The sequence below is a fragment of the Paraburkholderia sediminicola genome, from assembly GCF_046026895.1.
Lineage (GTDB): Bacteria > Pseudomonadota > Gammaproteobacteria > Burkholderiales > Burkholderiaceae > Paraburkholderia > Paraburkholderia sediminicola_C.
In genome coordinates, this window is sequence record NZ_JAQQEU010000057.1 from 33,099 (window position 1) to 44,382 (window position 11,284).

At 61.9% G+C, this 11,284-nt stretch carries 10 protein-coding genes; 2 read left to right on the plus strand and 8 right to left on the minus strand.

The annotated features are described in order from the left end of the window. Positions 1 to 15: 15 nt before the first annotated feature. The 3 genes from PQR02_RS29375 to PQR02_RS29385 all read right to left on the minus strand — a co-directional run bounded on the left by PQR02_RS29375 (position 16) and on the right by PQR02_RS29385 (position 3,005). A complete protein-coding gene (locus PQR02_RS29375; protein WP_408239784.1) occupies positions 16 to 951 on the minus strand; it encodes an SMP-30/gluconolactonase/LRE family protein in 936 nt (311 codons plus the stop codon). A gap of 16 nt (positions 952 to 967) precedes the next feature. Next, positions 968 to 1,822, minus strand: coding sequence for an SDR family NAD(P)-dependent oxidoreductase (locus tag PQR02_RS29380; protein WP_408239787.1), 855 nt, complete (start codon positions 1,820 to 1,822; stop codon positions 968 to 970). Positions 1,823 to 2,090: 268 nt separating this feature from the next. After that, complete coding sequence (locus PQR02_RS29385; protein WP_408239790.1) at positions 2,091 to 3,005, minus strand: LysR family transcriptional regulator; 915 nt, start codon at positions 3,003 to 3,005, stop codon at positions 2,091 to 2,093. 212 nt (positions 3,006 to 3,217) lie between these two features. Between PQR02_RS29385 and PQR02_RS29390 the strand changes: the two genes are divergently transcribed. Beyond that, positions 3,218 to 4,273, plus strand: a complete 1,056-nt coding sequence (locus PQR02_RS29390) for an aldo/keto reductase (RefSeq protein WP_408239793.1) — start codon at positions 3,218 to 3,220, stop codon at positions 4,271 to 4,273. A gap of 258 nt (positions 4,274 to 4,531) precedes the next feature. Here PQR02_RS29390 and PQR02_RS29395 read toward each other — a convergent pair whose 3' ends face one another. The 4 genes from PQR02_RS29395 to PQR02_RS29410 all read right to left on the minus strand — a co-directional run bounded on the left by PQR02_RS29395 (position 4,532) and on the right by PQR02_RS29410 (position 8,896). Further along, complete coding sequence (locus PQR02_RS29395) at positions 4,532 to 6,097, minus strand: UxaA family hydrolase (RefSeq protein ID WP_408239796.1); 1,566 nt, start codon at positions 6,095 to 6,097, stop codon at positions 4,532 to 4,534. Continuing rightward, the gene (locus tag PQR02_RS29400; protein ID WP_408239799.1) at positions 6,094 to 6,225 is read right to left on the minus strand and encodes a hypothetical protein; all 132 of its coding nucleotides are present in this window, start codon (positions 6,223 to 6,225) and stop codon (positions 6,094 to 6,096) included. The genes PQR02_RS29395 and PQR02_RS29400 overlap by 4 nt, the downstream gene beginning before the upstream one ends. Before the next feature lie 42 nt (positions 6,226 to 6,267). Next, positions 6,268 to 7,605 carry an MFS transporter gene (locus tag PQR02_RS29405; protein WP_408239802.1) on the minus strand — a complete coding sequence of 446 codons (1,338 nt, stop codon included), beginning with the start codon at positions 7,603 to 7,605 and terminating at the stop codon, positions 6,268 to 6,270. Positions 7,606 to 7,675: 70 nt separating this feature from the next. Continuing rightward, on the minus strand, positions 7,676 to 8,896 hold the full coding sequence (locus PQR02_RS29410) for a fumarylacetoacetate hydrolase family protein (protein ID WP_408239805.1): 1,221 nt from the start codon (positions 8,894 to 8,896) through the stop codon (positions 7,676 to 7,678). A 159-nt stretch (positions 8,897 to 9,055) separates the two neighbouring features. On the opposite strand from PQR02_RS29410, the gene PQR02_RS29415 reads away from it, so the two are divergent. After that, positions 9,056 to 10,045, plus strand: a complete 990-nt coding sequence (locus PQR02_RS29415; RefSeq protein WP_408239817.1) for a LysR family transcriptional regulator — start codon at positions 9,056 to 9,058, stop codon at positions 10,043 to 10,045. A 35-nt stretch (positions 10,046 to 10,080) separates the two neighbouring features. Here the strand turns inward: PQR02_RS29415 and bamA are convergent. After that, positions 10,081 to 11,284, minus strand: a 1,204-nt coding sequence (gene bamA / locus PQR02_RS29420) for an outer membrane protein assembly factor BamA (protein ID WP_408239808.1), incomplete at its 5' end; no start/stop codon positions are given.

An 11,284-nucleotide genomic window follows, 5' to 3' on the forward strand; every position in this document is an offset into this window, starting at 1 on the left:
TGCGGTGGCGCCCGCTCAGGTCGCCACCGCCGCAGTCGCATCGACGTATAGGGCGTAGAGTGACTGCCCTGCCGCCATGAACAGGCGGTTGTGCGCTGCGCCGCCGAAGCACACGTTCGCGCAGCGTTCGGGTAGACCGATGCGGCCAATCGCGGTGCCGTCCGGCGCGAATACCATCACACCGTTGAGTCCCGGCCCGGTGCCCCAACCGGCCCACAGGTTACCGTCCGTGTCGCAACGAAAACCGTCTGGCGCGCCGTTCTCGCCTGCATCGACGAATACGCGCCCGTGCGCGAGGCGCCGACCGTCCTCGACATCGTACACACGGATACGCCGCGGCTTCGAGCCCGATTCGACGATGTAGAGACGGCGTTCGTCGGGCGAGAAGCAGATGCCGTTCGGATTGACGATATCGTCGGCCACCACCTCCGCCCGCCCAGTGGCCGGTTCGAAGCGGTAGACGTTGGTCGGCAGCTCGGGCTCAGCTTTACCACCCTCATAGTCGTTAGAGATGCCGAACGGCGGATCAGTGAACCAGATGCTGTCGTCGCTCTTCACGACCACGTCGTTCGGCGAGTTCAGCCGTTTGCCGTCGAAGCGCTCGAGCAGCACGGTCAGCGCACCGGTGTACTCGGTGCGCGTCACGCGCCGGTTGCCGTGCTCGCAGGTAATGAGCCGCCCCTGCCGGTCCCGTGTATTGCCGTTCGCATATCCCGAAGGCTTGCGAAATACAGACGTCGCGCCGGATTCCTCATCCCACCGCATGATGCGGTTGTTCGGAATGTCGCTCCATAGCAGGCAACGCCCGTCGCCGAACCACACCGGTCCCTCGCCGAAGCGCATGCCAGTCGCCAGCCGCTCGACCGCCGCATTCGTGATCCGGTATTTCAGAAAGCGCGGATCGAGCACTTCCACTGCGGGATCGGGATAGGTTTCACTCTGTTGCCACATAGTGCCGACTCTTGCGTCAACGGGGCGCCTTGATGAATGCTTCGAATGCCCCGGCGTAATCCGGATGCCAGCGCGACAACGCGGGCCGGTTCTCGACGATATCGCCCGCCGCCCAAAGAATGCGCCGTTCGTCGAGCGAACGCGGCACGTCGTTGTCGGGACACAGGATGTAGAAGTCGCCGGCGTCGAGACGCTGGAACATGAAATCGACGGTCTGCTCGGGCGTCCATGCGGCGGCGGGCTTTTCGACGCGGCCGTTCCGTGTCAGTTCCGTGAACACGAAACCAGGAATCAGCAGATGAGCGCTAATCCGGCAGTCGGCGGTGTTGCGCAGTTCATGCTGCAGCGCTTCAGTGAACGCCTTCAGACCAGACTTCGCAACGTTGTATGCGGGGTCGCCCGGCGGCGTCGTGATGCCTTGCTTTGAACCGGTGTTGATCACGAGCCCGGGACGACCGCGCTTGATCATGTCCGGCACGAAGATCTGCGTACCGTGGATCACGCCCCACAGGTTGACACCCAGCACACTCTCCCAATTCCCGGTTGGACCGAACATCCCGCTGCCGGGCTGAATGCCGGCGTTGTTCATCAGCACATCGGTTCCGCCGAAGCGTTCGACGACGGTTGTGTGCAGGCGGCGAACATCGTCGGCGATGCTGACATCGGTCTCGACCGCGAACACGTCTTGTGTGCCGTTCGCGCTCAGCGCGGCGATTTCCTCCACCGCCCGCGCGACCCGGTCGGCGCCGAGATCGGCAATACAGATGCGCAAACCAAGCTGCGCGAAGCGTTTGGCGGCAGCCAGGCCGATGCCGGCGGCGCCGCCGGTGATCACGGCGACGGCGCCCGGAGTCAGGGCAGAATGAGTCATCAGAAACCTCGTGGGTGCCGGAATCGCGGCGCCAGCAAGCCGACTGCGATCCCGATCCGTTGGAACAGTGAGTCGCCGATCCTAGCATGAACTTTTCTACATGACCGACAGGGCTCTTGTTAGGCAGTGATCCTAAGTATTTCGCGCACGGCTGCGACCCGCTAGCGACAATTCGGCCACGTTCACTGGATGCCCGCTTCCCGCCGCGTGCCGGACATCGTGCATGGTCTTTGACGCCCTGACCCATCGCGCATGCGTACGGCGAGCCTCAGCTCGCCACCGCAGGCAATTTGAGCAAGTCCAAAAAAGCACGGGCGACGGGTATGAGCGGCTCGCCCGCGCTTCCCTTAAAAACGGCCGCGAGTTCCCAGCAGAGTTCGTCGGCCTCGCGCAGGCCGGCCGTTGCGACCGGCGCGCCGCGCGTATTGCTCCCCCTTGCGGCGGCCACGGATTCGGGCACCATGCTGATCGCGAGCCCCTGTGCGGCCAGTTCAAGCAGCATCGGCATGTCGTTGACCTCGAAGCTGGTCCGGCGCTGCAGCCCTGCCGCCGTAAAACATCGATCGACGAGCCGCCGCACGCTCCACTCCGGGCGCAGGTCGGCGAAAGTTTCGTCGGCGAGATCGGCCAACGCCAGCCCGCTGGCGCCCGCAAGCCGATGATGCGTCGCGCAGACGACGACCATTGCCTCGCAGGCGAACATGTGCGACCCGACATCGTCGAGCAACGTATCCGGCGGTTGCGTGAACGCGAGGTCGAGGCGCCCTTCCCGCACCTCGTCGATCAACGCGCGCGAGCCATCCAGTGTCAATTCGATATCGATCCCGCCGAACGCAGCCCGAAACTGTCCGAGCGTGGCGGGCAGGTCGACGAAAGGCGCGAGGCCGTGAATCGCACCGATACTCAGCCGGCCGCGTGCGAGCCCGTGAACCTGCGTGACGGCATGTCGTGCGTCGCGCGCGGCAGCCAGTACCCGCCGCGCCTCCGCGAACAGCACTTCGCCGGCCGGCGTCAAAGCGACTCGCCTCGTGCTGCGATTGAACAACGGTCCGCCCAGGTCTTCTTCCAGCGAGCGGATCGACGCGGACAATCCGGACTGCACGAGATTCAGACGGCGCGCCGCGCGCGTGAAATGCCGCTCTTCCGCGACCGCCACGAAATGTTCCAGCTGCTTCAAATCCACGTTGGCACTCTTTTCTTGCTAAGACGATTAATCACGAAAACCGCACAATTGAATCATATCTTTCTATTGGAATGGTAATTCAATCTCCGCTATCGTCGGACCTCTGGAAGGTCGAGGAACACTGCGACTGCGCGCGAAATGCGGGCGCAATCGGACCGAACGACCGCACGCCGGCTGCGAATCCTCGCAACATACATGGAGATTGCTTCATCATGGACTACCGTCAACTGGGCCGTTCGGGCCTCAAGGTGTCGACCATCACGCTAGGTACGATGACGATGGGCGGCAAAGGCAAATTCGCGAGCGTCGGCGAGGTTGGACTCGACGACGCGCGCCGGCAGATCGACATGTGCATCGACGCGGGCGTCAACCTGATCGATACCGCGGACGTCTATTCAAACGGTGCGTCTGAGGAAATCGTCGGCCAGGCGCTCGGCGGCAAGCGCAAAGGCGGCGTGCTGATCGCGACGAAAGCCCGCTTTCCGATGGGCGACGGCCCGAACGATCGGGGTCTGTCGCGCCATCATCTGATAGAAGCCTGCGAGGCGAGCCTGCGCCGTCTCAAGACCGATGTGATCGACCTCTACCAGGTGCACGAATGGGACGGGCTCACGCCGCTCGAAGAAACGCTTGAAGCGCTCGACCTGCTTGTCCGCCATGGCAAGGTCCGGTATGTCGGCTGCTCGAACTACTCAGGCTGGCACCTGATGAAGGCGTTGCATGTCAGCGAACGTGATCGTCTGCCGCGCTTCGTGAGCCAGCAGATCCATTACACGCTCGAAGCACGCGAAGCGGAGTACGAACTCGCGCCGATCGCGCTCGATCAAGGTCTGGGCATTCTGGTCTGGAGCCCGTTGGCAGGTGGCCTGCTGTCGGGTAAGCACCGGCGCGACACGACGCCCGAGGGCACGCGTCAACTCGCCGGCTGGACGGAGCCGCCGATTCGCGACGCCGAACGGCTGTGGTCGATTGTCGACACGCTCGTCGAGATCGCCAGCGAGCAGAACGTCTCGGCCGCTCAGGTTGCGCTCGCATGGACGCTCGGGCGCCCCGCCGTCACGTCGGTCATCATCGGCGGGCGCAACGAGAAGCAACTGCTCGACAACCTCGGCGCGGCGAATCTCAGCCTGAGCGCCGAACAGCGCGAGCGGCTCGACAAAGTGAGCGCGCCGCCCCTGCTCTATCCGTACTGGCATCAAGTGCAGACCGCGCACGATCGTCTTTCAGCGGCGGACCTGTCACTGCTGGGGCCCCATCTCAAGTCGTAGAGTGTGATGACGCGGCCGGGGATCGCTCTCCGGCCGCCCAGACGGATCGCAGGACGTGCGCCGCCTGAGCATCTGCAGAACTGACCTTGAATTTTGAGGGAGGCGCGATCGATTCTAGGCCGTTAGTTGCGTTAAACAAGTCGACGCGCAACGCCCTGGCAGGTGAGCTTTTGCAAGAGTTATTGAGCGCGAAACGCTGCCGGCTCGATTCGAAGCGCGGCCGCCTGAGGCTCGACCAAAGGAAACACAAACGCCGCTCTATGTGACGGCGCCAATCTGCCAGGGCACGAATTCATTCTGGCCGTATCCGTGAATCTCGCTTTTCGATGCCTGGCCCGACGCGGTGGCAAGCATGAGCTGGAAGATCTCTTCACCGAGTTCGTCGACTGTTCGTTCGCCGTCGAGAATCGACCCGCAATTCAGATCAACGTCCTCTTCCTGGCGTTGCCACAAAGCGGTATTGGTGCCCAATTTCAACGATGGCGACGGCGCACACCCATAGGCGGAGCCGCGGCCTGTCGTAAAGCAAATCAGGTTTGCCCCGCCCGCGACCTGCCCGGTCGCGGAAACGGGATCGTAGCCCGGCGTATCCATGAAAACGAGACCGTGTGCCCGGACCGGTTCGGCGTAGCGGTACACGTCGACGAGATTGGTTGTGCCGCCTTTCGCCACGGCACCGAGCGACTTTTCGAGGATCGTTGTCAGCCCACCGGCCTTGTTCCCAGCCGATGGATTGTTGTTCAGATCGGCGTTCATGCGCGCGCAGTAAGCTTCCCACCATTGAATCCGTTCGATCAGCTTTTCGCCGACTTCACGTGACACGGCGCGGCGCGTCAATAGATGTTCGGCGCCGTACACCTCCGGGGTTTCGGAGAGAATCGCCGTTCCCCCATGCGAGACCAGACGATCGACTGCCGCGCCGAGTGCCGGGTTGGCGGTAATGCCGGAGTAGCCGTCCGAGCCGCCGCATTGCAAGCCGATCACCAGATGCTTTGCATCGACGGGCTCGCGCCGAACGTTGTTCGCTTCCACGAGCATCGCCTTGACCTGTTCGATGCCCGCCGCCACCGTGCGCGCCGTGCCGCCGGTCGCCTGAATGGTCATGGTCTTCAGCGCCGCGCCGGGCGTAAGACCCTGGCTTTGCACGAGCCCGTCGATCTGATTGGTTTCGCAGCCCAGCCCGACGATCAATACGCCAGCGAAATTTGGATGCCGCGCATAACCGCCGAGAGTGCGCCGGATCATTTCCAGCGCTTCGCCTTCGGAATCGATCGCGCAGCCTTGACCGTGCGTCAGCGCAATCACGCCATCAACGTTTGGATAGTCTGCAAGCGCTTGCGGATGGATATCGCGACGAAAGTAGTCTGCGATGGCGCGAGCTGCCGTTGCGGAGCAATTGACCGAAGTCAGGATGCCGATGTAGTTGCGCGTTGCGACACGTCCGTCAGGGCGTACGATGCCCATGAACCGTGCCGCTGCTGCGACCGTCGGCGCGGGCTTCGCATCCGCGCCGAAAGCGTAGTCCCGATCGAAGTCGCCCATTGCAAGGTTGTGTGTATGGACGTGCTCCCCTGCTTCGATGACACGCGTCGCGAAGCCGATGATCTGCCCATAGCGCCGTACTGGCGCACCCGCTTCGATGCTGCGAATGGCAAGCTTATGACCCGCCGGGATCAACCCACGTACAGCAAGACTACTGCGGATGCGCATGCCCGCAACAAGCTGGTGCCGCGCGATGACGACATCGTCATCCGGATGCAGTTGCACGACTGGCTCTGCGGCTGCCGAAGCATCGACGATCACGCTTTCACTGTCGAATCTCATGACGTGGCCTCCTCGATCTGAGCTGCGCGCACTGCGTTGCCCGCTACGGCATCAAGGCCGTCGAGCGCATGATTCGATGCACAGGCGCTGCGCAGTCCACCGATGTAATGATATTCGAGAATGGTCATGTGAATTTCCGGTTAAATCGCGTGCAGCGTGCCTGCATTTGCCTAGCGAAGCGTCGCTTTAGGCGAGCCTAACTGCGCTTCGGTTACGCGGCGTGAATGCAAGCCGATGCTCAGAAGCAGAAGCACGCCGATGACACCTGCCAATGCCAGCGTGAACATGCCCGCACGCGGGCTATGGAAGAGCGTCTCCACTGCGGTCTTCAACGTCGGCGCGATGAAGCCGCCGAGATTGCCGAGCGCGCCGATCATTGCTATTCCGCTGGCTGCCGCGGTACCGCTCAGGTAGGCCGTCGGCAAGGTCCAGAAGAGCGGCTGAACGACGACGAAGCCGACCGTCGCTATACAGAATGCGACGAGCACGGGTCCGATGTGATTCCCGAGGGTCGACAGTGCTATCCCTGCTGCGGCCGCCGCCAGCATGACGATGGCGAGCTGCCGATGCTTCCCCTTCGCGTCCGCGTAGCCGGTGATGAAGCGCAGTGCGACGAGTGCGCAGAACCAGGGGATGGCGGTCAGAAAGCCGACCTTCGAGCCGATGGCGGTACCGGTCAGCTCCGAAATCCGCGTCGGCAGATAGAAGATGACGCCATATACGCTGACCTGAATGGCGAAATAGATCGATACGAAGCGCAGCACGTTCCAGTTGCGCAGCGCGCTCAGCGCGGTAGCCGGTCCATGCGCGATCTTGTGCCGGTCTTCCGCTGCAATGGCGTTTTCCAGAGCGTCTTTTTCGGCCGGCGTCAGCCACTTCGCTTGGCGCGGTTTGCTAACCAGATAGAAGAACGCGACGATGCCGACCGTTGACGCCGCGAGACCTTCGATAAGGAACATCCATTGCCAGTTGTGCAGCCCGAGGCGCCCACCCATGACTTCCATCAGATAACCTGACAGCGGGCTGCCCAGCACGAGCGCCACTGGCAAACCGAAATAGTAGATACCTAGCGCCTTGCCGCGTTCACGCGCGGGGAACCAGTACGTGGTATAGAGGATGACGCCGGGCGAAAAGCCTGCTTCAGCCACGCCCAGAATGAAACGCAGCGTATAGAACGAGGTCTCGTTGTGCGCGAACATCATCGCCGCCGACGCGAGCCCCCATGTGACCATGATCCGGCTCAACCAGACCTTCGCCCCCACCCGATGCAACATCAGATTGCTCGGGATCTCGAACACCGCATAGCCGATGAAGAAGATCCCGGCGCCGAGCGCAAACGCCGCGTTGCCGATGTTCGAATCGACTTGAAGGGCCTGTTTGACAAACCCGACGTTCGAACGGTCAAGCATCGATAGCGCGAACATCAGCGCGAGGAAGGGCGCGAGCCGCAGACGCGCCTTGCGCACTGCGCTTTCCAACGGCTCTTGCGTAACATGTTGAGTCTGCATCTGGTCTGTCTCCTTGGGGAAGCCGGGTGCGCCGGTCTTTTAGGGCGAGTTAGAGCGGGTCAGTACGTAATCACAGCGAGGCTGTGCCGAGTAGTCCGCGCGCAGCAAGGTTCGCCATCAGCGCGCGTATCCCGAAGGTCCACGGCACGATGCGGTCGCTGTGGTTGACCCGGTTGACCAGCGTGCCGAGCTCGCGGTTCGAAATCCTCACGATGTCGCCCAGCTTGTGTGTGAAGCCCGCTCCGGCGGCGTCGCGGTCTTCGATTGGTGCAAACAGTGTGCCGAGGAACAGCAGCGCGCCATCGGGGTATTGGTGGGTCGAACTGATCGTCTGCGCAACGAGATCGAGCGGGTCGCGCGTGATCTGGTCCATCGAACTCGTACCTCGCAAGACAAAGCCGTCGCTGCCATCCACTCGCAAATCGACCGTCGCGCGCCGCACATCGTCGATCGAGAACGTCTCGTCGAACAGCCGCAGGAAAGGGCCAATCGCACACGAGCCATTGTTGTCCTTCGCCTTGCCGAGCAGGAGCGCACTGCGTCCTTCGAAGTCGCGCAGATTGACGTCGTTGCCTAAGGTCGCGCCGAGCGCGCGGCCGCGACTGTCGAGCGACAGCACGATTTCCGGCTCCGGGTTGTTCCAGACCGAATTCGGATGCAGCCCGATCTCCGTGCCCGTACCTAACGCCGCGAGCACTGGCGCTTTCGTGAAGACTTCCGCGTCAGGGCCGATTCCAACTTCCAGGTATTGGGACCATAGCCCCTGCTCGATCAGCAGCGCCTTCAATTCGCGCGCCTCGGCGGAGTCCGGCCGGATGCTGGTGAGACTATCGCCGACGAGAGACCTGATCTGGTCCCGCACGCGCACCGCGCCTTGCGGGTCGCCCTTTGCCTGCTCTTCGATCACGCGTTCAATCAGGCTCGCCGCAAAAGTCACCCCTGCTGCTTTGATGACTTGCAGATCGCAAGGCGCGAGCAGCTGGACGCGCTCCGGGTTGCGCGCCGTATCGCCTGCTGCATCGGCCGTATTGGCGATGATCGTGTCCAGCTTGCCCATCCAGCGGCCACGCGCGGCGCGCACTGCGGCGACTGGATCGTCCCGCTCCAGCAGGCTGCTGATGGTCGGTGCCGCGTCGGAAATGTCGAACACGCCATCGGCGCGCAAGACGACGACTGCGGGGCCCGCGGGCATCGATTGCGTGGCAGGCACCCAGGCGCGGCCGACCAGTGTGCCGGATAACCCGTCCGACGGAAGCGTGTCCGTTACGCTGAGTGCAAGCTGGGATGTCATGTCTGTCTCCACTATTGTTTGTCTGCCGCGTGTGCGTTTGCTGCCAGTCCGCGCGTCGATTCGCGCAGTTGCAACTTTAGGCAGCCAACCGATAAACATCCAATCTCTTATTCAGTACAATCGATTCCATCCGGTTATGAGTTCGTGCGCGTTTACCCCATGTCCAGACAATTTGAAGTGCGTACGTCGAGCGTCCTGGCAAGGCTGCGTTTTAGACATCTTCAACTGCTCGACGCCCTGGGACGCACGCACAACTTGCGCATCGCAGCCGAACAGATGCTCATCACCCAGCCTGCGGCGACAAAAATCCTGAGTGACATCGAATCGATGTTCGGAGCCCAGTTGTTCGAACGGCTGCCACGGGAGATGCGCCCAACCGATCTCGGCGTATTGTCCGTGCGCTATGCAACCACGGCGGTAGCGGATCTGGGCAAGTTCGTGGGCGAGTTCGGCACCCTGCGCGACGGTGGCTACGGGCATCTCACCGTGGGCGCTATCTCGGCTTCAGCCGCTCAGGTGGTGACGACGGGCATCAGGGAGATCCGCCAGCAGCGGCCACAGCTGGTCATCAAACTGGTCGAACAGAGCAGCGACCAACTGGTGATCTGGCTCGAAGAAAGGAAGCTTGACGTGATGGTTGGCCGGCTGACCGAGCCGCGCCATCAAGTGCTTTTCGACTTCGAAGTGCTGTCCGGAGAACCGGTCTGGGTGGTGGTCGGACAGCATCACCCGTTGCTGCAGCAGCGGCGGCTGGAGTTGGCCGATCTCGGTGCGTGGCCATGGATTCTCTATCCGCAAGCAACGGCTATCAGGCGGTTGTTCGACGAAACGTTCACTGGCGCGGGCATCCCTGCGCCGGTGGGCATGGTGGAAACGCCTTCAATCTTTTCGACACTGGAACTGTTGCAGGCGACCGACATGATCTCGCTGCAGCCGCGCGCGGCCGTCGAAAAATATGTGAGCAAGGGTCTCCTTGGGCACCTGCCCGTTCCCATCAAGCGGACCATGACGAGCTACGGTATCGTCACACGCAAGTACGAGTTGCCGTCGCAGCCCATGCAGGAATTCATCGCTATTTTGCGTTCGGTCGCCGAACGGGTGGGCGATCGGCCGCCTCCAACGCGGGACGGATCGTGTGACGCAACGTGACGATATGGATCGACGAAAGCGGTCCGACAACAGCCTTAGAACGATGTGCCTATCTGGAACTGGAATTTCTGGTACTGGTCGCCTACGTGCTTGATGAGCGGAAAGCCCAAGCTCAGCTTGAGCGGGCCGATCGGCGAGATCCAGGCCAGACCCAGCCCATAGCCGTAGCGTAGTCCGTTGGCGCCAATGGTATTGCCTTCGCTGCCCCATACATTGCCGCCGTCGAGGAAGGTAAAGACGCGCAACGTGCGGTCATAGCCGGATCCCGGCAATGGAACGGTCAGCTCGATATTGCCGACGACCATCTTCGAGCCGCCGATGGGGTCGTTCGTGGTCGCGTCGCGCGGCCCGAGCGAACTTGGCTCATACCCACGCACTGAACCGATACCGCCCGCGTAGTAGTTCTTGAAGATCGGATAGGGCTTGCCGTCCAATCCATTACCATAGCCGCCCTGAAAATTCAGGCCGAGCACAAAGCCACGTGCGAATGAATAATAGTATTGAGCCTGGAGGTCTGCCTTGTAGTATGGCGTATTGCCGAGCGGCGTGCCGTATTCGGCGTTGGCTTGCGTATAGTAGCCCCGGCTTGGGACAAGCGCGCTATCACGTGCGTCACGCGACCATCCCACCGTCAACGGCACGTTGTTGGAGACACGCCCAAATTCCGTGACGTAATCCTTATAGCTCTGAGGCGTATTGGCGTCGATATCCAGACGGTTCTGCTCGAACCCCAGGCCGAAGTACACCATGTCGGCCTCGGAAAAAGGGACGCCGAATTTGAGGTCCGCTCCAGCCGTGACGATTCGGAAGCTCGAGTCGGTGGAATAATACAAGGGCTCCGTAGTGCGGTAATAGACGTCGGTGATGCGCTTGATGCCGTCAATCGTGAAGTACGGATCGACCTGCGTGACCGTCAACGTACGGTTGGTAGTCGAGGTGTTCACATTCAGCGCGAGGCTCGTGCCCGAGCCGAACACGTTATCCTGCGATACGCCCGCGGAGATAATGGGGCCCTCACCCGAGCCATAGCCCAAGCCCAGCGAAATCGAACCCGTGGGTTTTTCCGTCACCTTAACGTCGATATCGACCTGATCTGGCGTGCCTTCAACCGGCAACGTGGTCACGTCGACATCGGTGAAGTAGCCCAGACGGTTGATCCGGTCTTTCGACAGCGCGAGCCGGTTCGAGTCGAACCACGAGCTTTCCATCTCTCGCATTTCACGGCGCACCACTTCGTCA

Bases quoted from the DNA above. Each gene is read 5' to 3' on its own strand.
- PQR02_RS29375 (WP_408239784.1), bottom strand. From the start codon at position 951: ATGTGGCAACAGAGTGAAACCTATCCCGATCCCGCAGTGGAAGTGCTC.
- PQR02_RS29380 (WP_408239787.1), bottom strand. From the start codon at position 1,822: ATGACTCATTCTGCCCTGACTCCGGGCGCCGTCGCCGTGATCACCGGC.
- PQR02_RS29390 (WP_408239793.1), top strand. From the start codon at position 3,218: ATGGACTACCGTCAACTGGGCCGTTCGGGCCTCAAGGTGTCGACCATC.
- PQR02_RS29395 (WP_408239796.1), bottom strand. From the start codon at position 6,097: ATGAGATTCGACAGTGAAAGCGTGATCGTCGATGCTTCGGCAGCCGCA.
- PQR02_RS29400 (WP_408239799.1), bottom strand. From the start codon at position 6,225: ATGACCATTCTCGAATATCATTACATCGGTGGACTGCGCAGCGCCTGT.
- PQR02_RS29405 (WP_408239802.1), bottom strand. From the start codon at position 7,605: ATGCAGACTCAACATGTTACGCAAGAGCCGTTGGAAAGCGCAGTGCGC.
- PQR02_RS29410 (WP_408239805.1), bottom strand. From the start codon at position 8,896: ATGACATCCCAGCTTGCACTCAGCGTAACGGACACGCTTCCGTCGGAC.
- PQR02_RS29415 (WP_408239817.1), top strand. From the start codon at position 9,056: ATGTCCAGACAATTTGAAGTGCGTACGTCGAGCGTCCTGGCAAGGCTG.